23 protein-coding genes and 1 pseudogene are annotated in these 23,115 nt (G+C 59.6%); 8 read left to right on the forward strand and 16 right to left on the reverse strand.

Annotated elements, in window-relative coordinates; genetic code table 11:
- Positions 1-127 precede the first annotated feature (127 nt).
- Entirely contained in the window at positions 128-436 is a 309-nt protein-coding gene (locus R2B70_RS14915) for a BolA family protein (protein WP_209793982.1), read from the reverse strand.
- Between the two features lie 224 nt (positions 437-660).
- On the opposite strand from R2B70_RS14915, the gene R2B70_RS14920 reads away from it, so the two are divergent.
- From R2B70_RS14920 to R2B70_RS14945, 6 genes are all read left to right on the forward strand, one after another.
- Positions 661-1,794: a methyltransferase gene (locus R2B70_RS14920; protein WP_318161878.1), complete on the forward strand. Its 1,134-nt coding sequence runs from the start codon at positions 661-663 to the stop codon at positions 1,792-1,794.
- 24 nt (positions 1,795-1,818) lie between these two features.
- Positions 1,819-2,391 (forward strand): YajG family lipoprotein, encoded by a 573-nt coding sequence (locus tag R2B70_RS14925; RefSeq protein ID WP_042074785.1) that lies wholly within the window; start codon positions 1,819-1,821, stop codon positions 2,389-2,391.
- Between the two features lie 14 nt (positions 2,392-2,405).
- The gene (locus R2B70_RS14930; protein ID WP_209793929.1) at positions 2,406-2,957 is read left to right on the forward strand and encodes a peptidylprolyl isomerase; all 552 of its coding nucleotides are present in this window, start codon (positions 2,406-2,408) and stop codon (positions 2,955-2,957) included.
- A 115-nt stretch (positions 2,958-3,072) separates the two neighbouring features.
- Positions 3,073-3,402 carry a hypothetical protein gene (locus R2B70_RS14935; RefSeq protein ID WP_318161879.1) on the forward strand — a complete coding sequence of 110 codons (330 nt, stop codon included), beginning with the start codon at positions 3,073-3,075 and terminating at the stop codon, positions 3,400-3,402.
- Between the two features lie 84 nt (positions 3,403-3,486).
- A complete protein-coding gene (locus R2B70_RS14940; protein WP_042074787.1) occupies positions 3,487-4,890 on the forward strand; it encodes an AmpG family muropeptide MFS transporter in 1,404 nt (467 codons plus the stop codon).
- A gap of 156 nt (positions 4,891-5,046) precedes the next feature.
- Entirely contained in the window at positions 5,047-5,853 is an 807-nt protein-coding gene (locus tag R2B70_RS14945; RefSeq protein WP_042074788.1) for an outer membrane protein OmpK, read from the forward strand.
- Positions 5,854-5,968: 115 nt separating this feature from the next.
- Here R2B70_RS14945 and R2B70_RS14950 read toward each other — a convergent pair whose 3' ends face one another.
- Entirely contained in the window at positions 5,969-6,451 is a 483-nt protein-coding gene (locus R2B70_RS14950) for a YajQ family cyclic di-GMP-binding protein (protein WP_005303589.1), read from the reverse strand.
- A 370-nt stretch (positions 6,452-6,821) separates the two neighbouring features.
- Here R2B70_RS14950 and R2B70_RS14955 point away from each other — a divergent pair, with 370 nt between their 5' ends.
- Both R2B70_RS14955 and R2B70_RS14960 read left to right on the forward strand, forming a co-directional pair.
- On the forward strand, positions 6,822-7,769 hold the full coding sequence (locus tag R2B70_RS14955; RefSeq protein ID WP_318161880.1) for a 2-dehydropantoate 2-reductase: 948 nt from the start codon (positions 6,822-6,824) through the stop codon (positions 7,767-7,769).
- 32 nt (positions 7,770-7,801) lie between these two features.
- Positions 7,802-8,362, forward strand: a complete 561-nt coding sequence (locus R2B70_RS14960) for a DJ-1 family glyoxalase III (RefSeq protein WP_318161881.1) — start codon at positions 7,802-7,804, stop codon at positions 8,360-8,362.
- Between the two features lie 226 nt (positions 8,363-8,588).
- Here the strand turns inward: R2B70_RS14960 and R2B70_RS14965 are convergent, their stop codons facing one another.
- The 14 genes and pseudogenes from R2B70_RS14965 to R2B70_RS15030 all read right to left on the reverse strand — a co-directional run bounded on the left by R2B70_RS14965 (position 8,589) and on the right by R2B70_RS15030 (position 23,039).
- On the reverse strand, positions 8,589-9,287 hold the full coding sequence (locus R2B70_RS14965) for a DUF2931 family protein (protein WP_318161882.1): 699 nt from the start codon (positions 9,285-9,287) through the stop codon (positions 8,589-8,591).
- Positions 9,288-9,450: 163 nt separating this feature from the next.
- The gene (locus tag R2B70_RS14970; RefSeq protein WP_318161883.1) at positions 9,451-10,161 is read right to left on the reverse strand and encodes a DUF2931 family protein; all 711 of its coding nucleotides are present in this window, start codon (positions 10,159-10,161) and stop codon (positions 9,451-9,453) included.
- Complete coding sequence (locus tag R2B70_RS14975; RefSeq protein WP_318161884.1) at positions 10,158-10,862, reverse strand: DUF2931 family protein; 705 nt, start codon at positions 10,860-10,862, stop codon at positions 10,158-10,160. Before R2B70_RS14975 ends, R2B70_RS14970 begins: the two co-directional genes overlap by 4 nt.
- The gene (locus R2B70_RS14980) at positions 10,862-12,802 is read right to left on the reverse strand and encodes a DUF2235 domain-containing protein (protein WP_318161885.1); all 1,941 of its coding nucleotides are present in this window, start codon (positions 12,800-12,802) and stop codon (positions 10,862-10,864) included. The genes R2B70_RS14975 and R2B70_RS14980 overlap by 1 nt, the downstream gene beginning before the upstream one ends.
- Complete coding sequence (locus R2B70_RS14985) at positions 12,802-13,602, reverse strand: DUF4123 domain-containing protein (protein ID WP_209793936.1); 801 nt, start codon at positions 13,600-13,602, stop codon at positions 12,802-12,804. Before R2B70_RS14985 ends, R2B70_RS14980 begins: the two co-directional genes overlap by 1 nt.
- On the reverse strand, positions 13,599-14,405 hold the full coding sequence (locus tag R2B70_RS14990; protein WP_318163363.1) for an ADP-ribosyltransferase: 807 nt from the start codon (positions 14,403-14,405) through the stop codon (positions 13,599-13,601). The genes R2B70_RS14985 and R2B70_RS14990 overlap by 4 nt, the downstream gene beginning before the upstream one ends.
- Before the next feature lie 72 nt (positions 14,406-14,477).
- Positions 14,478-16,388 (reverse strand): annotated as a pseudogene (locus R2B70_RS14995) (type VI secretion system tip protein VgrG); the annotation flags it as partial.
- A 311-nt stretch (positions 16,389-16,699) separates the two neighbouring features.
- Complete coding sequence (hcp1, locus tag R2B70_RS15000; protein ID WP_318161886.1) at positions 16,700-17,218, reverse strand: type VI secretion system effector Hcp1; 519 nt, start codon at positions 17,216-17,218, stop codon at positions 16,700-16,702.
- 230 nt (positions 17,219-17,448) lie between these two features.
- Entirely contained in the window at positions 17,449-18,216 is a 768-nt protein-coding gene (locus tag R2B70_RS15005) for a LuxR family transcriptional regulator (protein WP_209793938.1), read from the reverse strand.
- A 496-nt stretch (positions 18,217-18,712) separates the two neighbouring features.
- Positions 18,713-19,138 (reverse strand): glutaredoxin-dependent arsenate reductase, encoded by a 426-nt coding sequence (gene arsC / locus R2B70_RS15010; protein WP_318161887.1) that lies wholly within the window; start codon positions 19,136-19,138, stop codon positions 18,713-18,715.
- Between the two features lie 33 nt (positions 19,139-19,171).
- Positions 19,172-20,233 carry an ACR3 family arsenite efflux transporter gene (arsB, locus tag R2B70_RS15015; RefSeq protein ID WP_219142658.1) on the reverse strand — a complete coding sequence of 354 codons (1,062 nt, stop codon included), beginning with the start codon at positions 20,231-20,233 and terminating at the stop codon, positions 19,172-19,174.
- A 41-nt stretch (positions 20,234-20,274) separates the two neighbouring features.
- Positions 20,275-21,507 (reverse strand): organoarsenical effux MFS transporter ArsJ, encoded by a 1,233-nt coding sequence (gene arsJ, locus R2B70_RS15020; protein ID WP_318161888.1) that lies wholly within the window; start codon positions 21,505-21,507, stop codon positions 20,275-20,277.
- A 7-nt stretch (positions 21,508-21,514) separates the two neighbouring features.
- Positions 21,515-22,531 (reverse strand): ArsJ-associated glyceraldehyde-3-phosphate dehydrogenase, encoded by a 1,017-nt coding sequence (locus R2B70_RS15025; protein ID WP_209793942.1) that lies wholly within the window; start codon positions 22,529-22,531, stop codon positions 21,515-21,517.
- A gap of 10 nt (positions 22,532-22,541) precedes the next feature.
- Positions 22,542-23,039: a tyrosine-protein phosphatase gene (locus R2B70_RS15030; protein WP_245196009.1), complete on the reverse strand. Its 498-nt coding sequence runs from the start codon at positions 23,037-23,039 to the stop codon at positions 22,542-22,544.
- Between the last annotated feature and the right edge of the window lie 76 nt (positions 23,040-23,115).

Below are 23,115 nucleotides of genomic sequence, written 5' to 3' on the forward strand. Positions count from 1 at the left end.
AGGGGTATTTTTTGGGGTGTGCGGAGAAGGATTAGAAAAAATAATCCTCCTCTTGCCCGCCTGGGGCGATCCGCTCGTGATGATTCTGTTAATTGGTCGAGGATTGAGTAATCAAAAGGTCAATGACTCACGCAAAGGGGGATTTGCTGACACAGCCCGGCGTCTTGGGGGCCTGCTCCCGGGCCAGCCACTCGGCTTGTGTATAGGTATGCAACGCCAGCGCATGGATGGCGCCCGCCAGCTCCTCGGCCAGCACGGCATTGACCTGGCGATGGCGCCCCAGCAGGCGCTGCCCCTCGAACGCCTGGCTCACCACCACCACCTTGAAGTGGCTTTCAGACCCAGGTGCTACCCTGTGCATGTAGCTCTCGTTGATCACCTCCAGGTGGCTGGGGGAGAGGGCGGCGGCCAGCTTGGCCTCTATCTGCTGTTGCATGCTCACGGTGAAGACTCCTCGTCGAATGTCCGGCCATTAATGTCCCGCCATTGTAGCCAGGGTTGCCTGCCGGATGCATCAGGCGTGAGGGATTTGGCCATCCCCCGGTCGCACCGGGCTGGTGAATTTCTCCGTCGCCGCTAGAATAGCGCCACTTTCACCGCTGCCGGGCAATACGGGGCAGACGGTCGCCATTCATCAACCACAATGTTGGACTCCTGCCTATGCAAACCCTGCTCGACACGGCCCACTGCCGCCTGACCCTGTACCGTTACCCGCGGCAGAACCAGGATCCCCTGCAGGCCTGGGATGCGGCGGACGAGTATCTGATCAATGAGCTTGCCGAATCGCAGCAAGCACCTGATGGTCCCGTCATCATCATGAACGACGGCTTCGGCGCCCTGGCGGCCTTCCTGCACGCCCACGCCCCCGTCTGCGTGACCGATTCCCATGTCAGCGAGCGGGCGACCCTGGCCAACCTGGCGGAAAATGGCCTGGATCCCGATGCCATCCGCCTGCAGGATGCCCTGGCACCACTGCCCGATGCCCCGGCTCTGGTGGTGATCAAGGTTTCCAAGTACCAGGCGCTGCTGGAGCAGCAACTCCTGGCGCTGCGCCAGGTGGTCACGCCGGCGACCCGCATCCTGGCCGCCGGCAAGGCCAAGGACATTCACACCTCCACCCTCAAGCTGTTCGAGAAGTATCTGGGCGAGACCCGCACCTCGCTCGCCTGGAAGAAGGCACGGCTCATCCACTGCACGCCGGCCGCCGAGCGCCCGCCCCTGCCCAACCCCTTCCCGACCGTCTGGCCGCTGGAGGGCAGCGGCATGCTGATCCACAACCATGCCAACGTGTTTTCCCGCACCAGTCTGGATATCGGTGCCCGCTTCATGCTGGACAACCTGCCCACCCACAGTGCCCGCAGGGTGATCGATCTGGGCTGTGGCAACGGCGTGCTCGGGCTTTCGCTATTGGCCAAGGACAGCGAGGTAGAGGTGACCTTCATCGACGAGTCCTATATGGCGGTCGCCTCGGCGCGGCTGAACGTCGAGCACAACCTGCCGGATGCCCTGCCCCGCGCCCACTTCCTGGTCAACAACTGTCTCGACGGCGTGCCGGCCGGCTCGGCGGATCGCATCCTCTGCAACCCGCCGTTCCATCAGTTGCAGGCGATCACCGATCACATCGCCTGGCAGATGTTCACCGATGCGCACCGGGTGTTGCCTCAGGGGGGGGAACTCTGGATAGTAGGCAACCGTCACCTGGACTATCACAACAAACTCAAGCGCCTGTTTGGCAACGCACAAGTCGTTGCGTCGAACAGCAAATTCGTTATTTTGAAAGCCATCAAACGCTGAAGCTAAAGCCAAAGGAAACCCATGATGAAAAAGTCACTCTTGCTGCTGGCCGCCCTGGTGCTGGGTGGTTGTGCCACCCACTGGCCGGAGAGCGCCCTGCTCAACCCGCAAATCATCCCCTCCAACCAGCAGTACTACTCAGGCAACCGCATCACCATGGAAGGGGTGGACAAGCGCGAGGCCGCCTACGTCTTCTCCATCAAGAAGAAAGAGAAGGCCCCCGTGCTGGTCAACAGCAGCCAGCCCCTCAACAGCCTGCTGGCGGAAAAACTGGCGGAAGGGCTGCGCAGCCAGGGGCTGGAAGTGGGCAACAGCGGCACCACCAACCTGACCCTGGCCATCTCCACCGCCGCCGTCACCGTGGAAGAGAAGACCTTCACCTATGTCACCAAGTCCCGCGTCAGCCTGCAGGTGATCGCCGACTTCCAGGGCAGCAAGCTGACCAAGCAGTTCAACATGTCCTCCAGCAAGGAAGGCCCGGGTGAGCCGAGCATGGCGGATCTGGAGTCCACCCTGAACCAGCAACTGGGCAGCGTGCTGCAGCAGATCATGGCCGACGAGGCGCTGCGCGGCTATCTCAAGGGTCAGCCGAGCTGAGCGAGGACATATAGATGAAGAAACTCTGGTTACTGATCACCCTGATCGCCCCCCTGGCCTTTGCCGGCCAAAAGGTCCAGATGGAGACCAATCATGGCACCATAGTGGTCGAGCTGGCTCCCAAGCAGGCGCCGCAGACGGTGAAGAACTTCCTGCGCTACGTGGCGGACGGCAGCTATGACGGCAGCCTCTTCCACCGGGTGATCCAGAACTTCGTGGTACAGGGCGGGGGCTACAATCAGCAGTTCCAGCCGCTGCCGACCTTCGATCCCGTGGTCAACGAGTCCAGGGGCGGCCTGCCCAACAAGCGCGGCAGCATCGCCATGGCCCGCACCCAGGCAGTCGACAGCGCCACTCGCCAGTTCTACTTCAACCTGGTGGACAACGACAACCTCAACGCCAATGCCGGCGCCGGTTACACCGTGTTCGGCCAGGTGGTGCAGGGCATGGAGGTGCTGGATAAGCTGGCCCAGGTCCAGACGGGCTACAGCTCCATCCTGCGCGCCAACGACGTGCCCACCAGCCCCATCATCCTGAAAAAAGTGGTGCTGCTGGCGGACAAATAACGCGCGCCGGATCACACTCCGCCGCCCCCCATGAACGGGTCACCGGTCTCTTTTTCTATACTCAGCCCTTGCCCGAGGTTTGCGGGAGATGCAGCGACTGAGCCAGGAGGAACCGGTGACCTGTCACGATTACATAGCCCAACACGCCGGCCCGCTGGCCCAGGCGGTCCGTCATTTCCTGGCACGGGAAATCCCCTATCACCAGCTGGAAGACTTGAGCTGGCAGCTCCTCTCCCTCTGGCAGGCCCTCCCCGCCATCCCCCTGGACAAGGCCCCCGCCAGCGAACAGGAGGGGGTATTCTGGCACCTGCTGCACAGCCTGCACCTGTGGGATGAACAGCAACTCGTCAGCGAGACCTGGCTGCGCCTGCAGCTGATGGCCTGCGCCAATTTTCTCGTCGCCGAGGGGCCCTGCCCGGGCCACTGCATCGGCTCGCGCCCCTGAATCCTGCCCGTCCCGTTCGGCTTGCCTTGGCTAGGCCGCGCGAACCTGACAAAATGACCCCCTTTTCCCAGAGGAGTCAGGCAGTTGAACAATCTCAGCCCGCCCAGCCATACCCCGGGCCGTGCCACCAGCTGGCGAGATGCCCTCGCCGTCTATCTGGAAGCGCGGGTGCTCATCCTGTTTGCCATGGGATTTTCCTCCGGCCTGCCGCTGCTGCTGGTCTTTGGCACCCTGTCGTTCTGGTTGCGCGAGGCGGATGTCAGCCTGACCGACATCGGCTACATGAGCTGGGTGGCGCTGGCCTATGGCTTCAAATGGCTATGGTCACCCCTGGTGGATCGACTGCCCCTGCCCCTGCTTTCACGGCTGCTGGGGCGGCGGCGCAGCTGGATGCTGCTCTCCCAGGTGCTGATCGCACTCTCCCTGGTCGGCATGGCCTATTGCGATCCCAAGACCCAGCTCGCCCAGCTCGCCCTGTTCGCCCTGCTGGTGGCCTTCGCCTCCGCCACCCAGGACATCGTCATCGACGCCTATCGTATAGAGTCTGCACCGGAGCGGCTGCAGGCGGCCATGGCGGCCTCCTACATGACGGGTTACCGGCTCGCCATGATCATGGCCGGTGCCGGGGCCCTGGCGCTGGCCGCCTGGCTCGGCAGCAACAGCGGCTATGACTATCGCGGCTGGCAGCTTACCTATCTGCTGATGGGGGGCCTGATGTCCCTCGGCGTCATCACCACCCTGGTCAGTCACGAGCCGGATATCGATCTCAAGGGTCAGGACGAGCAGCAGATGGCACGCAAGGCGTTGCTGCTGGAGCGGGGCTGGGCGCCCACGCTGGCCGGGCTGGGCGCCTGGACCTACGAGGCCATCTGGTGTCCCTTCGCCGACTTCTTCCGCCGCTACGGCTCCTCGGCCCTGCTGATCCTCGGGCTTATCGCCTGCTATCGCATCTCGGACGTGGTGATGGGGGTGATGTCCAACAGCTTCTACGTGGACCTGCAATTCAGCAAGACGGAAGTGGCCACCATCACCAAGGTGTACGGCGTCATCATGACGCTGGTGGGGGCGGCGCTCGGTGGGGTGCTGGTGATGCGCTTCGGCACCCTGCGCATCCTGTTCCTCGGCGCCGTGCTGACCGCCAGCACCAACCTGCTGTTCGCCCTGCTCAACGAGGTGGGCCACAACCTGGAGCTGCTGACCCTCATCATCTCGCTGGACAACCTCAGCGCCGGCATCGCGACGGCTGCGTTTGTGACCTATCTGTCGAGCCTCACCAACGTGGCCTTCTCGGCCACCCAGTACGCGCTGTTCAGCTCCATCATGCTGCTGCTGCCCAAGCTGCTTGCGGGTTTCTCCGGTCGGGTGGTCGAGCTGATCGGCTACAGCCACTTCTTCATCGGCACCAGCCTGCTCGGCATTCCGGTGATGATACTGATCATTATGGTTGCCAAACGAGGCAGTGCTTTGTCACCAGAAACGAACAAATAGCAAGCGTTTGCGGATTTTTGGGGGTGATTAGATTCACAAATCCTGACAAAGTTCCCTGGCTCTTGTTTATCCGTTGAATTTATTTGGCTAGAATCCCTTCCGCTCCTTGTGGGCAGGCTACGGAAAACCTCAACTAACGCACAAGAGACCAATAAAATGGCCAAATTTACCAAGACTCTGATCGCTGCCGGTCTGCTGGCTGCCTCCGCCACTCCGGCCCTGGCTGCCGATTACAGCGGCGACATCCACAAGAACGACTACAAGTGGTTCCAGTTCAACGTGATGCACACCATCGACCAGCTGCCCTACGCTGAGTCCGAAGGTGGCTACAACGATACCTACTTCGAAATGGAGTTTGGTGGCCGTTCCGGTATCTTCGATCTGTACGGTTACGTCGACGTGTTCGACATCTTCCAGAACCGTCACGACGACAAGCACAACCAGGACAACCTGTTCATCAAGTTCGCACCGCGTATCTCCATCGATGCCATGACCGGCAAAGATCTCTCCTTCGGCCCGGTGCAGGAAGTCTACATCGCCAACCTGATCAACGTGGGGGGTCCGGATGGTCTGTTTGAAGCAATGACCGGTCTGGGTGCAGACGTACAAGTGCCCTGGTTCGGCAAGGTTGGCATGAACCTGTATGCCCGTCACGTCAACGAAGGCGGTGGCGAGCAGGGCTGGAACGGCTATCAGTTCTCCATGAACTGGTTTAAGCCTTTCTACACCTTCTCCAACGGCAGCTTCGTAGCCTATCAGGGTTACCTGGATCACCTGTTTGATGCCAAGGACACTTCCACCGACGGTACCGCCATGTTCAACGGCCTGTACTGGCACTCCGACCGCTACGCCGTCGGTTACGGCCTGAAGTACTTCAACGACATCTACGGTATCCAGAATGGTTCCTACGGTTTGAAGACCACTGGTTTTGGCCACTACTTCTCCGTGACCTACAAGTTCTAATCGAACGGGTTACGCAGAAACAAAAAACCGGAGCAGTCGCTCCGGTTTTTTTATGGCGCCTTCGCCGACCTCTTTGCCGTGACAATGGGGAGGACCGAGCCCTCCCCGTCCGCCATTAGTCGCGGAAGTTCTGGAACTGCATCGGCTGACCCAGCTCGGCGCCACGCACCAGGGCCATGGTCTCCTGCAGATCGTCGCGCTTCTTGCCGGTGACCCGCACCTCGTCGCCCTGGATCGCGGCCTGCACCTTGATCTTGGAGTCCTTGATGAGCTTCACCAGCTTCTTGGCGACTTCCTTGTCGATCCCCTGCTTGAATTTCACGGTCAGGTGGAAACGCTTGCCGGAGTGAACGCTGTCACCCACGTCCATGGAGCTGTTCTCGATGTTGCGCTTGAGCAGGGCGCCGCGCAGGATCTCGACCATCTGCTTGAGCTGGAAGTCGGCGTCGGCCTCCAGCTTCACCTCTTCCTTGTTCAATTCGAAGCTGGCTTCCACGCCACGAAAATCGAAACGGGTCGCCAGTTCACGATTGGCGTTATCGACGGCGTTCAACACCTCGTTCATTTTGACTTCAGAGACAATATCGAATGACGGCATAGCCGGGCTCCTCATGCTGTGCTTCAGGTTGTGCTTATCGGTGGGCAAATCTACCAGAAAACGGGCAAATTTGCTGATTTCGATGGGACTGCTCTGCTAGAATCCCCTGCGCACAGGAATGGTGAGACCCGTTAGAACCCTTTCAGGATCTGTCGCGAGAGATCGGGAAACTCGGTGAAGAGCGCCGCAGGAACCGGAGTGTATATGAATGCATGAGCCTCCGGTTTCACATAAGCGGGCCGCGCATGAGCCTTGAACACAACCTCTCAGCAAGATCATGAACCGGTTCTTGGTGTCCACCAGCGACATCTTCCCTTATCCCGGTAGGCGGTTGACCGGATTGCAGCCCTTACCCTGATCGAGCCTCTCCATGCCAAGCGGATTACGCGACAACAACCTGAAAACCCGCCGTCACCCCGTCTCTCCCGAGTGGACCTTGCTGGGCTGCGGCGCCCTGGGTGGCGTCTTCGCCTCCCTGTTGACCCTAAGCGGCCAACCGACGCGCATCCTGCTGCGCGAGCGGCACCGTGCCACCCTGCACCCCGGCATCGACTTCACCTCCCTCGACAGCCATACCCAGCTCCTTGCCATCGAGCGCGCCTTCATCGACAAGCCAGGCCCCATCAGACGCCTGCTGGTGATGACCAAGGCGGGGCAAGTCATTTCGGCCCTCACCCCCCTGGTCGGGCAACTGGCCGCAGGGGTTCCCATCGTACTGCTGCACAACGGCATGGGGGTCGCCGAACGGGTGGCGGCCCTTTTCCCCCACAATCCTGTCATCGCCGGCGTCACCAGCCACGGCGCCATGCAGAGCGGCCACTTCGTGTTCCGTCACACCGGCAAGGGGGAAACCTGGCTCGGCCCCGTCAATGAGGCGGCCCGCTCCTGTGCCCATCTGGCGGACGAACTCGCTCGCGCCCTCGGCCAGGCCGGCTGGGATGAGCAGATCCTGACCCGCCAGTGGCAGAAACTCGCCGTCAACTGCGCCATCAATCCGCTCACCGCCCTGTATCGACTCAAGAATGGCGAGCTGGCGGGCCCGCGCTTTGCCGACGTCTTGCAGCAGATCTGCGTGGAAGTGGCGGACGTGATGCAGGCCGAAGGCCAGCCGACCGGCAGCGATGAGCTGCTGCGCCGGGTCATGACGGTGGTGGAGCTCACCGCCGACAATTACTCTTCCATGTATCAGGACATGGAGCAGGGCCGAGAGACCGAGATCGAGACCATCACCGGCTTCCTGCTCGGCAAGGCCGCGGCGCACGGCATCGCGGTACCGGTCAACCAGGGCCTCTATCAGGCCGTCAAAGAGAAATGCTGAGCCCGGGAGTGCGGGCGGCGGAGGAGTGCAGGATGAGCGTACTGGTATTGGTGGCCCCCGGGTCGGAAGAGATAGAGACGGTCGCCATCGTCGACACCCTGGTGCGCGGGGGAATGGAGGTGGTGCTGGCCTCCTGCTGTCCGGCGGGGCAGCGCCAGATCCGCGCCTCTCGCGGCGTGCAGCTGGTGGCGGATTGCCACCTCGACGAGCTGACCAGCCGTGACTTCGAAGCCATGGTCGTGCCCGGCGGGCTGCCCGGCAGCGAAGTGATCCGCGACACCCCCCTCGCCATCGACCTGCTGAGAGAACAGGCCCAGCTCGGCCGCTGGCGTGCGGCCATCTGCGCCGCCCCCGCCGTGGTGCTGCACCATCACGGCTTGCTGGGGGATGCCAGCGTCACCTGCCATCCCGGCTTTCAGGCCCGCCTGCCTGCGGCGCAGCTGAGCGCGGCACGGGTGGTACGGGACGACGCCCATCACCTGATCACCAGTCAGGGCCCGGGCACCGCCATCGAGTTCGCCCTCGAACTGGTGCGGGTGCTGCGCGGCGATGAAACCGCCCGTGCGGTAGCCGGGCCCATGGTGTTGCCATAGGCTCAGGTTGTCGGGCGGCCAATTATCTTTCAGCCGCTCTTGTGCCACCCCAAGAAAGATCCCCCCATCGACGCCATCTCGATGGGGGGTTATCAAACGACAACCTGCATCTTAAGATCTGCTCTTCCGCTAATACTTCGCTGTTGAACTATTCATTTCGCGACAAGAGCGTTGCAATCCAACAGGATATGCTCGTTATCCATCCTGTCGGCAAATCGTGCCTGCGCTAGTCAACCGGCACCACATCTGTCTTGGGCTGTTTGGCGCGGTAGGCATCCATGATGGGAGCCCAGTCCATCCCGCTAGGAACTGGGAATTGCTTGAATAGCTCACCATATTTCTTGTCGAAATCATCCATACCATATTGGCGTGCTATCGGTACTCTCTGGTCATACCAATCATCGGTCACCTCTTCGGCGATACCACGGGCGAGCAGTAGATCAGGGCTGAGTTGTAATCCCCCCCCGGTTAACATGACTTCGAAATAACCACCAGGAGCCAAACCAAAATAGAGGCGATTTCGTCTATCGTAACGTCCTTCGACTAAATACACCTGACGCATTTTTTGCTCTAGATCGGTAGGTAAATCCACTTTGATGCGGTAGCGCTTGCGATCATGGAAGGAAACCAACTCAATCACAGCTTTATCGGGGATGGAAACGCCATCGGTAGGCAGGCCTCCACCGCCCGCCCAATAGTAACGCTGTCCCTTGATTCTGTCGGCAAGTAAACCTCCAGCCCCGCCTCCAGCCAAGCTGTCGGCATAAACCAGTTTCCCTCCAAGATAGAACTCGGTCTTGGTGTTCTTAGTAAGGTCTATATTGCTACCTGTACCATAACGCCAAGCAAATTTAGGCAGAGATTGGGGCGCTGCACAGGCCATCAATGACAGGTAGAACCCCAGCAATGCGACGATATATTTCATCTCTGTGTTGGTACTTCCTGCTCGAGATGGGAGAGGTCCATGGTTTCTAGCACCTTCATATTATCAATGTGCAGGCAGGTGCAGAGCTTCATTTTCCTCTGGCGTGAGCTGTCGAGGGAGGATATCTGGCACTTTTGATCGACATTTTCAAGCTCCGTAGGTATCACCTTACTGGGTCAGTATCCGTCTTGGGTTGGGCAGTGCGATATGCATCCATGATAGGTGCCCAGTCCATACCACTGGGGGTAGGATATTGCTTGTAGGCATTACCGTATGCTTTGTCAAAATCGTCAAACCACTCTTTGTAAACTTTGGTGACGGGATTTTCCTTGTCTTGCGAGGTTTGAATTTCGTTAGCAATCCCCCTGGCCAGCAAGATATCAGGCTTCACTTTCGCGTTGGTTAAAAATGCTTCCACATAGCCGCCGGTGGCCATACCTAAGCCAATGTTATCTCGGCGTACTTCACGCCACTCATCCCTCACCTTGATGCGATAAGGTTGCGCAATCATGCTTTCCAGCTCTGCTGGCAAGGCCAGGCTAATGCGATAGCGCTTTTTATCGTGGAATGAAATCCACTCCACTTCTACCCGATCGGGGGCGGGGTGAATATCTCGGCGACCGGCAGTTATCAACCAGCGATAGTCCCTTGCACGAAGTGATTCTGCATCAACGCGACTCGACGATCCGTTGGTTGAGGCATCTACCAATTGGCCCTGACGATAAAAGAGTACCTCCGTCACCCATAACTCATCAGCGTTCGAACCCACCATATGGCGCCAGTCCAGTTGCTTGAGGCCTGTGGGGGCTGCTTGGCAGGCAGTGACTAACGGCAACAGCAGCAATAAGAGAATCCAGCGCGTACAAGTCATCATTGCACGGGGTCAGTATCCGTCTTGGGTTGCGCGGCACGATAGGCATCCATGATGGGAGCCCAGGCCATGCCGCTTGGAACGGGGTACTGTTGATAGAGATGACGATAGTTGGCATCAAAGTCAGCCCAAGAGTTTTCAAACTGGCTGGAGAGAGGGAAACGTTGATCATAGGGATCATCCGTTACCTCTTTTGCGATCCCTCGGGCTAGCAAGATATCGGGAGTAACACGAGGGTCTCTCAAAAACGCCTCGACATAGCCCCCGGTTGCCATGCCCAACCCAATATTATCGCGGCGATCTTCGCGCCACTCCTTGCCTACTTTTACCCGGTAACGCTGCGCTATCATCCTTTCCAGCTGCGCGGCGGGTAAGTCAAGGCTGATGCGATAGCGTTTCTTGTCGTGATACGACACCCATTCCACCTCAACCCGATCGGGAGCTGGGTGGATATCACGGCGGCCCTTGCCTATGCTCCAGCGATAATCTTTCCCTTTGAGAGATTGGTCGCTAACTGACCTGATAGCCCCATTGGTTGAGGCATCCACCAACTCGCCCTGACGATAAAAGTGCACCTCTGTCACCCAGATCTGATCAGCATTGGTGCCCACCATATGCCCCCAATCCAAGTCGTGGGGGGCTGAGGGGGCGGCCTGGCAGGCGGTGATAAACGGTAACAGCAGCAACAACAATATCCTGCACATTAATAACCTCCCTTTTGATTGTCTGTGACTTGGCGCACCTCTTGGTCGCCAACTCGATTGGGTTTATTGACCATCCCGGTATCTGCGCTGTAGTGCAAATAACCGAGCCGCAGAGCTTGATACTCCTGTGGCGAGAGGGTGCGAGTCAAATCAACCACCTCTCCGCGCCGTTTGGCAGCATCGACCCAACGTGCATCAAGCGCAGCCAGGTTTAAGGTGGGGTATGAAAGGGCGCTGTTCATCATCAAGTCCCGTCGAGTAGGGTCCCACTTAATAAATGGCACACCGGCATCCCGTGCTGCTTCCACCATCATATGGAGCGGAATGCGTGAATACTCCCCCTCCACCACCCGGTGCAGCACCACATCGACCTTCACTTCCTGCTCTGACGCATCTTTGCTCACGGTTCCTGGTCGTTGGGGGCGCACATTGAGGTAGCCCGATACCGTTGTGCTGTTATAGGAGGAGAGCAGCTCAACGCCCTTCGCCCACCCCTGCGCTGCGCGCATTTTGGCATAGGCGGTTGCCTGGCTATATGCATGTGAGTCTTTTGCCGTGCTGTAGCGCGATTCGGTTGACTTGAAGGTGGCGATCACCTTGGTTTCGTTGATGACGGGGGACGCGTAGTTGGGATCACGTAGACTCCAACGACTGTAATAACCACCGCCAATATCGGAGTGAGCACCGGGGATGATCACTTCGGTAAAGGTGGCGGGCAGCTCGCTGGCCATATTCTTAATCCGGGTCAGGTCAAAGTGATAGCGCCACTCATCGGCCGCGATAATATGCACCACCCGCTCGGCGCAGTCAGGGGCCAGCGTCACACTGCGTTTGCCCCACAGATAGGAGCTGACCACAGTATCAAACAGCCCGACAAACTGGATTCGCACATCGTCGCGGCTGCTCCAGTCAAAGCCCGCTTTCAGGGGGATATCGGGGGCATTGGCCATCGCCTCCACCAGTGGGTGGTCCCCTTTCTTATCGATACGGTTTACAAACTGGCGGGCGGCTGAGGCCCCCCGGCTAAAACCAAACACATCGAACTCGACTTTGTGGATGCACTCGATACTGGGCAGAATCTCACTCAGTTGTTCTTTTATCTTCGCCACGATCTGGGTGCGGCACGCTTGCTCAACCCGCGAGGTGCTGGAAGTCTCGCCCTTGTCGGCCCCCGCCCCAGCCTTGGTGTCATCCTGCCCTTTGGCTGTGCCAATACCTTCGACATAGACAGGGATGCTCAACAATGGTGCTTTGTCACTGAGCAAATATAAGTCACTGGCCTTGCCAATATTGGTGACGTCGTTTTTCTCGCTGTTATTGAGACCACCCGGCAGCGTTCCCTCAAAGCATTGCTCCAGTAACGCCGCCTGCTCTTGCGGGCTGCACTTGGCCAGTGCCGCCTCCAGTGCATTTTTCCCCTTTTCATGATTGAAGGTGTTGTTGGAGGTGCCATCAAAAAACACCCCGATGCGCAGGGTGGTGAGCTGATATCCCTTCACCTCAATCACGTAGGAGTGCTTGGTGAAAAAGCGAGTAGGCTGGGCCTGTCCTGACTGATGTCCTTTCGGTAGCGGCTGTTCTGGGTCAGTGAGGCAGAGGTCGCCTGTGGTCACCTTGACATGCTCGCGCTTCACGTCACAGTGCCCGAGTAACTTGTCTGTATAGGCGGGTACTTGTGTGGTCTCACCCTCCTTGAGGACCTCACGGGACTGCGCCGCCTTGAGCCAGGCTGGCGTCTCGATTTTTACTGCCACCGGACCAACTGCAAACCCTCGCACCAGAGTGGGTCCATCCTGCAGGGTGACCGTCTCTGACTTGCCGGTTTCGTCAGTCAAAGTGGCCTTGAGCCCCTTGAACGAACGGTTGTGCTCATCGCGAATGTCTACCTCTATCCAGTTATCATAACGTTCGCAAGGGATACAGTGGGGATCTGCCGCCATCAGGATGCTCCTGTCAATTCGTGATGTTTGTTCAGCCAGTTGGCTACCTGAACCAGCTCATCGTCGGTCAGCATCAAAGGCCCCCGTATCTCTTCAAGAGGCAAATTGGCTTGCAAGGTCAAGACGCCAGCCACCACACCATCGCGCACATCCTCTTGCAGCCCATCCTGATTGGCCTGTTTGAGTGTGGGTAAAATAGCCCCGGCCGGGTCAGGATGGCGCTCCATCATAGCCGTCATGGTCTGCCATAACCGCCGCCGCAAGATGTAGGCATGACGGTTCTCGTCGTATAGTCCAGCCAGATGATGAGACCGGATATGAAACCAGGGGGTTTGCAATGCGGGTTGGAACCGGGCATGAGGCGTGCGAGAGAAGACCTTGCCCTGAATCCAGAGCCCGGAACAGGGCCCCAGCACACTATCGCGTTCATCAGGGGTCATGGCACTGAGCATGGGCAGGAAAATGCGTGGGTCAGAGAAACGAAACCAGACTGCTTCTCCCTCGCGTATCGCTTCTATCAGACTCTGCCAATGGCGGCGGATCAGCTCCACTGATTGGTCGCTGATCAGGTAGAAGCCGCTCAGAGCGGGATTGGCCATCATGAACTCAGTGGAAGGGGCAGGCAGCAACCAAGGCCCCAACGCAGAGTGCTCATCGAAAGCGGTACCGGCAAAAAGTGGATTGGCATTCTCTCCATCATAGGTATAAAAATCCGCCACGGCTGACTCTGCCTGGGCTCCATCGATGACGGCATACCTCTCACCCGCTTGCTCGCCAGCAAGCCAATCAGATAACGTCATAATACGGAAACCTCGATCAGTCGCTTGATCCTGCTGCGGTTATCCGATGCATTGTCAGAAGTTGGAATCGTATTGAGCAAGGTATCGAACTCACCGCTCATGGAGGAAACTACTCGATCGACCCTTAGCCTGGTCTGCGTCGGAAACAGCATCTCAGCTTCCCCCTTGAAGTGCGCTGCGTCTCCCAGCAGACGACCACCATGACCGGCAGGCAATCGGATCTTCAACAAGGTATCGTTGACCCAGGCCTTGTCCGGTGAGGTACTCATAAATCCTGGCTCAACAACGATATTGCCCACCCCTGTGAACTGATCTTTCAGGGCTGCAAGCTCCGGCTTGTCCAGCGCCAATCCCCGGTAGACGAAAGACAACTCAGGTGAGGCCGGCAATTTCGCCAGACCAGCCTCCACATCGGCAACATAGGCCTTCATTGCCTGGTCAAACTCACTCGCAGATGTCGGCTCATCATTCAAATAACTGCGACTAAGCAGGGTATCGATGGCCTCTCGCTGCTTGTAGGGGCGATCACGCAAATAGTTATTGAGCAATGTGTACCCTTGCGCCGAATAGTATCTAAGTGCTTCATCCGCTTTGGATATCTCTACCGTCGCCCACTTCTTTGCCGGCTTTTTGCCTTCCCCTGTGGCCGCAACAGGTGGCGGTGGCGGTGGCGGTGGCATCATTGGGCCTCCGGCAAGCTGGGGTGGGACAGGCGGTGGAGCTGGTGGGCTCCCGGCAGGCGGAGGTGGTACAGGTGGTGGAGCTGCTGGACAAGGCTTGGCCAGCGGTGCCATGGACTCCATGCTCTTGTGGATAGCCGGGGTTGGCAACCTTGCTGGTGGTGGTGTTGGCACCTCGACATTGCCTGGTAGAACGGGAGCTTTGCCACCCCAGCCGGAACCAGTTCCGGGGCTGCCGCCGGAGTTCATCTTGATGGAGCCACCACTTAGCGTGACACCACCGGCATCCAGCTTCACAAAACTGCCTCCTACCTTGAGCGTCAGCTCGGCCCCCGCCTCCATCACTATCTTCATGCCCGCCTTGTGGTGTACCTCGCTCCCCACCTCCACCAGCAGGGATTGACCCAGCTTCTGGTGCAAGCTGGCATCCACCGTCAGCGAGTAGTCGGCCTTTATCTGGTCGCGCTTCTCACCCTCCACCGTCAGGTGGTCATTGGCCTTGATGCGGGTCACCCGCTCGTTGTCGATATCCCGATGCTCGTCGTGCTTGATGTGCCAGGCGGCATCATTTTCGATAAGCACGTTCAGGTCTTTCTGACCGTGGATGTAAATCTCTTCCTGCCCCGCCTGGTCTTCGAAGCGCAGCTCGTTGAAGCCCTCACCCTGGTGGGTCTCGGTGCGCAGCACGGTGCGGGTCTTGTTGGCCGGCAATTCGTACGGCGGCCGATTGGTGGCGTGATAGGTGCGACCCGTCACGATGGGCTGGTCGGGGTCCCCTTCCAAAAAGCTCACGATGACCTCGTGGCCGATGCGCGGGATGGCCATCATGCCGTATTGACCGCCGGCCCAGCCTTGCGAGACCCGCACCCAGCAGGAGCTCTGGTCGTTGCTCGAGCCATAGCGGTCCCACGGGAATTGCAGCTTCACCCGGCCGTGCTCGTCGCAGTAAATCTCCTCCCCGTCGGGACCCACCACCATGGCGATTTGCGGGCCATCCACCATGGGCTTGTGAGGGGCCTCCGGGCTGCCGATACGCGCCCGCCAGGTGGTGCTGGCTTTCACCACCCCAAATTCGTTGTGATAGACGGTGGGGCCGCTGCCCCCCTCCTCTTCCAACGCCTGCGGCTGTTCGCCGGTATGGCGGATATGGACTATTTGCCAGTCGGTATTGAGGCTGCCGTTGGGGTGTTCGGTCAGCGAGAAGGTCTGCCCCGGCAGCAGAGCCGCGCAGTTGGACTTGCCACTGCCGGCCACGGCGTCATTGCGAAGCGCATCCAGCCGGTGCTGGACAAAGGCCTTGCCGCTGCCGTCCTGCTTGTAGCGGCCCGGGAAATCGAAGTGCTGGTAGGTATCGCGCTGGTGCGCAAGCTCTGCTCCCACCTTCTTGTGGGAGAGGCCATAGGCCGGCGTCTTGAAGCTGTAGTCTTTGAGCTCCACATCGCTCGGGCGCACCGCCTCGCGGTAGTGGAACTGACGGACATAGGGACCCTGCTCCAGCGAGCGGTTGCCGAGGTTGAAGAAGAGATCGGGGCCTTGGGTCAATGCCGCCGCGTCGTCGGCAAACACGATACGGTGTTTGCCCGCTTCAAACTCGTGGAAATAGAACATCCCCTCTTCGGCGGCGAGGCGGTTCACGAAATCAAGGTCGCTCTCCCGATACTGGACGCAGTACTCCCGCTTGGCATGCTCGTTCTTGAGCGCAAAGGCATAGTCGGTGATGCCGTGCTCTTGCAGGATAATTGAGAGGATTTCATCGGGCTTTTGTGCCTGGAAGATGCGGGAGTTCTGGCGCAAGGAGAGCCGCCATAGCGCCGGTTTCACCTCCAGGGTGTAACGGGTGCGCCGAAAGCCGCTGTCCCCTTGCGCAAACTCGCTCACCACCCCGCACACCCGGCGCTGCAGCTCGCCGTTGTACCACACCATCAGCTCGCACGGCTGGTCCAGCACGGCGCCAAAGTCGATATCGGGCTGAGCACTTGCCAGCTCCAGGCGCAGGCTGAACGGCCGGTTGAGCCCTTCATCCAGCGCAAATTCGGCCACCACCAAGGTGCCCTCGGGCAGGGCTCCCACCTTGACGGTGAATTGTAATCCTGTGCTGTCTGCCATGAGGGCTCCTTAACCTGTCTGCCCGCAGCCAGAGGCGCTGCACGAATGGGGCTTGTGATGGGACTTGGCGCTAGGTCGCGACCAATGAACTCTGCCATGCCCCAGACTTGTCATCGGAACAGCGAGCGGGGCTGGCCTACGTTGTGCTTTGCCATAAGGTCGCCCTGCGGCCATATGGCAAAGCACAAAAGCTCCGACCGCATCCGGTCGAACGGGTCGGAGAAAGCTTGCACTGACCTGGTAACCGCTGACACGGCGGCACCAGGCCTTTGGGGTTCACTACAGGAATAACGGCAACAATCGGACGAAGATCACGCCTCGATGGGCGCGCGCCAGTCGTCCGCACCGGAAGTGCCGGCCACGGTGTGTTCCCAGTCGATCTTGCGGTAGGCCATGGAGACCTGGATCAGCTGGGTGAAGTCAGACTTCGCCGGATCCTGGCAGTGGGGCATCTGGCAGTCGATGTCGACTATGGTGGCGTCGGTCAGCACAGTGCTGAAGAAGTGCTCCTGCTTGCCCTCGACGGAGGTGCGGTACCACTTCAGGGTCACCGTCGGCAGCATCTCGCCGGATGCCAGGGAGTTGTACATCAGCGGCACGGCCTTGTTCAGGGCAACGGTGAACTTGAACGGCTTGTGGACACGCTGACCAGCAGGCTGACCGGACTGGGGATCGGTCGGCACGGTGACGACGTGCTGGAACTCTTGCACCAGCATCTCGTCTTCGTGACCCTGCACGAAGATGTTGCCGACGGAATCGGAGGTGAAGGCACCTGCGGTGATGTTGCCCTGGGTTTTACCTTCGATGCTGATATAACATGGAGTTGGCATGGAATTGCTCCTGATGGGTTGAACGGTAATGACACTCGCCCAAACCTGTTAGCAGCGTCCATGCCACTCTTTTTAATAGATAAATTTCAATAACTTAGCATCATGAACACTCACACATCAGCATGCACGGCGCAATAAATTGTGCTTTTCAACTTTTTAAACCATCAATCATTGCCCTGGCAGTTCAATCTTCCGATTCCTGCGCAACTATTTGCGCCATGCGGACAAGATCACTGTGGCTCATCCACATTGGCGACGGATGCCAACTCCACATTCAGTCTCACGACACCCTGCTTCAGAGCCCAGGAGATGGCCTGACACTTGCTGCTGGCACCCAGCTTGGTGACCACGTTGTTCAGATGAAAGGTCACGGTGCGCGGGGTGATCCCCAGGATCTGGGCAATGTCGCTCGTCTGCTTTCCCTCCGCCGCCCAGCGACACACCTCCAGCTCGCGCAGGCTCAGGGTATCGTGGGGAGAATTCCCCACCAGGCAGACACGCACCACCGCCTCGAAGATGTGCATGGAGAGCCAGGTCAGCGAGGGCACGACCGCCAGCCACTCCTGTTCACTGCGAGGTTCACGGCTGATCAGGGAGAGCAGGCCCACGTGTCCGTTGGCACCGTGCCAGGGGAAGGTGATGCCATCGCGCAACCCCGCCTCCTGCGCGAGCGTCATCACGGCCAGGCTCTGCTCGTCACAGGCCCCCAACACCATGAGATCCGCCCACAGGATGGGCGTGCTCTGCTCCATGCCGCGCTTGACGACGGGATCGATGGCGAAGAAGTTGGCCCGGGTATAGGCGTCTACCCACTCCTGCGGGCAGCCATTGAAGATGATCACATCCGGTCGCTGTATGGTGCTCGGAAACAGCAGGGCCATCCGGAAATAGTCAAACCCCGTCTGTGCCGTCAACTGGCGCAGCAACGCCACTATGGTGTGCTCATCGCAAGCCCGTTCGAACCGGGAGATGAGGTCTAATGCGTAGGTTGTTTCCATGTGATCGAATTGCTTAAAAAAGGTAACCACATTGTTCAGCATGAATCCCAATGGGAGCTGAATCGCCTGCCAACAAGTGGCGACGGGAGGTCGCCCGGGCTTGACGCGTGCACCGCCCGATGGCGGCAAAGGGGTAACCCCTCGTCATCAGAACCGGAGCTGCCAGCAGAGAAACGCCATTCATGGAGATTGGGCAGCAGGCATGAGACTGTGGGTGTTGCCTGGGGATCATATAACAATGCGGTGGGAAAGCAGCCCATCATGCTACTCAAATGAGATCGATATCACCTGACAGCCAGAGGCAGTCCCGAGACCTTGCCACACACCCGGGCTCATCGAGCATCCTCTTGACGATGAGGGGAGACGATGCCACATCCCCCTCTCTGCGAGCGGCGACGCGCCGCCATGCCAGGGCAGCCCCGGGGACCAGCCAGCTGACTCTGGCCGCCATCGGCGTCGTCATATCGCCAGTGCAGCCCCGATCAGGGCATCAGGGTCACAGGATGCGCTTGCCCTGGGCGTCCACCACCGGTTCACCATCCTCCTTGGTGAAGGCCCCTCGCTGGGGGTTGGGCAGTATGTCCAGCACCACTTCGGACGGGCGGCACAGCCGGACGCCCAGCGGGGTGACGACGATGGGGCGGTTGATCAGGATGGGATGGGCCAGCATGGCGTCGATCAGTTCATCGTCGCTGAACCTCTCCTCGGCCAGCCCCAATGCCTCGTAAGGGGGCACGTTCCGGCGTAGCAGCTCGCGCACCGGCATGGCCATGGCGGCAATGAGTGCGATCAGGGTTTCACGGCTCGGCGGTGTCTCCAGATAGTGGATAACGGTCGGTTCAACCCCTGAGTTGCGGATAAGCGCCAGCGTATTGCGGGAGGTGCCGCAGGCAGGGTTGTGGTAGATGGTTATTGCAGTCATATGGTTCCCTTTATTGCGTATGCAGTCAGAGCCTTACGCCGTCTTGCCTTCGTACCACGGCTTGGTGGCATTCACGACCTTCACGACCAGCAGCATGATAGGCACCTCGATCAATACCCCAACCACGGTTGCCAATGCGGCGCCCGAGTGGAAACCGAACAAGCTGATGGCCGCCGCGACGGCGAGTTCAAAGAAGTTGGATGCACCTATGAGGGCTGACGGACAGGCCACCGAATGCTTTTCTCCCACTTTTTTGTTGAGCCAGTAGGCCAGGCTGGCATTGAAGATGACCTGGATCAGGATGGGCACGGCCAGCAGGGCAATGACCAGGGGTTGCTCAATGATGGCATTGCCCTGGAAGGCAAACAGCAGTACCAGGGTCAGCAGCAGCGCTGCCACGGACCAAGGCTGGATCTTGTGCATCGCCTCATCAAAGCTGGCTTGTCCGTGGCGCAACAAGGCTTTGCGGATAAGCTGAGCCATGATGACCGGGATAACGATGTAGAGCACCACAGAGATAAGCAGGGTGTCCCATGGCACGGTAATGCTGGACACGCCCAGCAAGAGACCCACAACGGGCGCAAACGCAAACACCATGATGAGGTCGTTCAAGGCCACCTGAGACAAGGTGAAGTAGGGATCTCCGTTCGTCAGTCTGCTCCAGACAAAGACCATGGCTGTACATGGCGCTGCGGCTAGCAAAATGAGTCCGGCAATATAGCTATCCAACTGATCGCCAGGAAGCATGTCGGCAAACAGTACACGAATGAACAACCACCCAAGGAAGGCCATGGAGAAGGGCTTGACCAACCAGTTGATAAACAGGGTCACACCAATCCCTTTTACATGCCCCTTCACTTGATGCAGCGCAGAGAAGTCGATCTTGAGCAGCATGGGGATGATCATGACCCAGATCAGCAGACCGACAGGCAGATTGACCTGCGCAATTTCCATGGCGCCAATCGCCTTGAACAGGCTGGGAAATACCTGCCCCAAGGTGATCCCGACCAGGATGCAGATTGCCACCCATGCGGTCAGATAGCGTTCAAAAAAACCGATGGCAGGCGCTTCGGCTGCCTTGCATTGTGCTGACATGACGACTCCAAAGGGTCACAGACCCATCAAACAGACGAGGGTCAGCGACCCTCGTTACCAACATTCAACTGATGGCGCGGCAGACCCAGGGAGATCAACGCCGCCAGCAGAATAAAGAGAGTGGAGATCCAGAGGCAGGCCTCGAGACCATAAAGCTGGAACACCAGCCCGGAGAGCAGGGTGCCGAGCAGGCGCCCCAGGGCATTGGCCATGTAGTAGAAGCCCACATCCAGCGATACCCCGTCAGACCCGGCATAGCTGACGATGAGGTAGCTGTGCAGGGAGGAGTTGATGGCAAACAGGGCACCGAACACCATCAGGCCGCCCACCAGGCTGATGGCCGGATGCACCTCATAGTGGAGCGCCAGGGCAATCAGGGCCGGGACCAGAGCCAGCGACAGTGCCCAGCCCATGGCGGCCTTGCCATCAGGCACCCGCCCCTCGCGCTTGCCGGTAAAGCGGGGGGCCTGGGTCTGTACCACCCCGTAGGCGATGATCCAGAACGCCAGGAAGCCCCCCACATACCCGTGATCCCAGCCAAAGCTGGAGGCGAGGTAGACAGGCAGCGCCACCACAAACCAGACATCCCGGGCACCAAACAGGAAAAGGCGGGCCGCCGACAGATAGTTGATGGCCCGGCTCTTGGAGAAGATCTCGCTGAACTTGGGCTTGTTCCTGGCCTTGCCGAGATCCCGTGTCAGGGTCAGCAGGCTGATGCACCACACCAGCGCCAGGGCCAGGGCCATGACCAGCACGGCCCCCCGAAACCCGAGCAGGGTCAGCAGGGCGCCGCCGAGGAAGAAGCCCATCCCCTTCAGGGCATTCTTCGAGCCGGTCAGGAGTGCCACCCACTGGTAGAGCTGACCCTGCGCCTCTCCCGGCACCAGCAACTTGATGGCGCTTTTGGCACTCATCTTGTTGAGATCTTTTGCTATCCCCGAGAGCGCCTGCGCGCCCATCACCCAGGGCACCGTCAGCCAGAGCGGTGGCACCAGCAGCATGCCCAGCGCCAGCACCTGGAGGGCGAGGCCTATGTTCATGGTGCGGTTGAGCCCGAGGCGAGCGCCAATCCAGCCCCCCACCAGATTGGTCACCACCCCGAAGATCTCGTAGAAGAGGAACAGGGAGGCGATGGCCAAGGGGCTGTAGCCCAGCCCGTGGAAGTAGAGCACCACCAGCATGCGCAGGGCGCCGTCGGTCAGGGTGAAGGCCCAGTAGTTGCCAGTCACCAGCAGATACTGGCGGATCTCGGGGGAGAGGCGGGTCGCTGCCATGGCCGGGTTATCCTTGCGCCTTGTCCATCCGGCCGACCATGCACATCAGCTCGGCGGTGCGGTTGGCATAGCCCCACTCGTTGTCATACCAGGCGTAGATCTTCACCTGGGTGTCATTGACCACCATGGTGGAAAGCGCATCTATGGTGCAGGAGCGCGGATCCGTCCTGTAATCCACCGACACCAGGGGGCGCTCCTCATAGCCCATGATCCCCTCGAGCTCGTTCATGGCGGCCGCCTTGAGCAGGCCATTGACCTCGGCCTCCGTGGTGGGGCGGCTCACCTCGAACACGCAGTCGGTGAGGGAGGCGTTGGCGAGCGGCACCCGCACCGCATGACCGTTCAGCTTGCCCTTGAGCTCGGGGAAGATGTGGGTGATAGCTGTTGCAGAACCCGTGGTGGTGGGGATCAGGCTCAGGCCGCAGGCGCGGGCACGGCGTAGATCGCTATGGGGTGCATCCAGAATGGTCTGGGTGTTGGTGATGTCGTGGATGGTGGTCATGGAGCCGTGCCTGATGCCGAGCTGCTCGTGGATCACCTTTACCACGGGTGCCAGGCAGTTGGTGGTGCAGGAGGCCGCCGTCACTATGGGGTGCTGCGCCTTGTCATAAAGATGGTGGTTGACCCCCATGACGACGTTGAGGACCCCCTCTTCCTTGACCGGCGCAGTCACCACGACCCGCTTCACTCCCTGCGCCAGATAGGCGTCAAGCAGCGCCTTGGTCTTCATCTTGCCGGAGGCCTCGATCACCACGTCACAGCCGGACCAGTCGGTCTGGCCTATCTCCTTGTTGCGGGTGCAGAGGATGCGGTGGGTGCCTATCACCATCTCGTCCCCCTCGCTGCTGGCTTCATGATGCCAGCGGCCATGGACCGAATCGAAGGTGATGAGGTGTGCCAGCGAGGCGGCATCGCCAGCCGGGTCATTGATGCGCACAAACTCCACATCCGCCCAGTCGAAGGCGGCGCGAAGCGAGAGACGGCCCATGCGGCCAAAACCGTTGATACCAACCTTGATAGTCATGCTGTTTTCCTTAACCGGCGAATGCGTAGTGGGTGTTGAGGTAGTCGACGTGAGGGGTCAGGGTCAGCGCCTTGGGACGCAGCCCCTGTACCAGTGCCTTCACCTCGGCGGGCGGATAACCCGACTCCAGCAGCAGGATGGCCGCCATCAACCCGGTACGACCCGAACCGCCACGGCAATGGATGGCCAGGGTCTGACCCGCCGCCAGCCGCGCCAGCAGATCCGCCTTGTGGCTGGCAAAGGCCGCGGCGAACGGCGCCTCGGGTGCACAGTCGTCCTCCACCGGCAGGTGGAACCAGGCCAGCCCCAAGGCGGCGCATTCGGCGGGCAAGGCATCAGCCTTGAATTCGCCAAGCTCGGCATCAGGCATCATGGTGACTACCGCATCAGCCCCGGCGGCTTGCAGGGTCTTCAGGGAGGCTTGCAGGGAAGCCTCCTTGGTGCCAGGGCAGGGAGTGAAGATAAGGCGGGCGCCATTATCCAGCTTCAGAATGTCAAAGGGGTGCATGATAAACAGCGACTCCATGTCTCGTTGAGAACGTCAGATTGATGAAAAATCGGGGATGGCTGGCGCGCGTGGGCAC

It is taken from the genome of Aeromonas sp. XH (assembly GCF_033348475.1).
Lineage (GTDB): Bacteria > Pseudomonadota > Gammaproteobacteria > Enterobacterales > Aeromonadaceae > Aeromonas > Aeromonas sanarellii.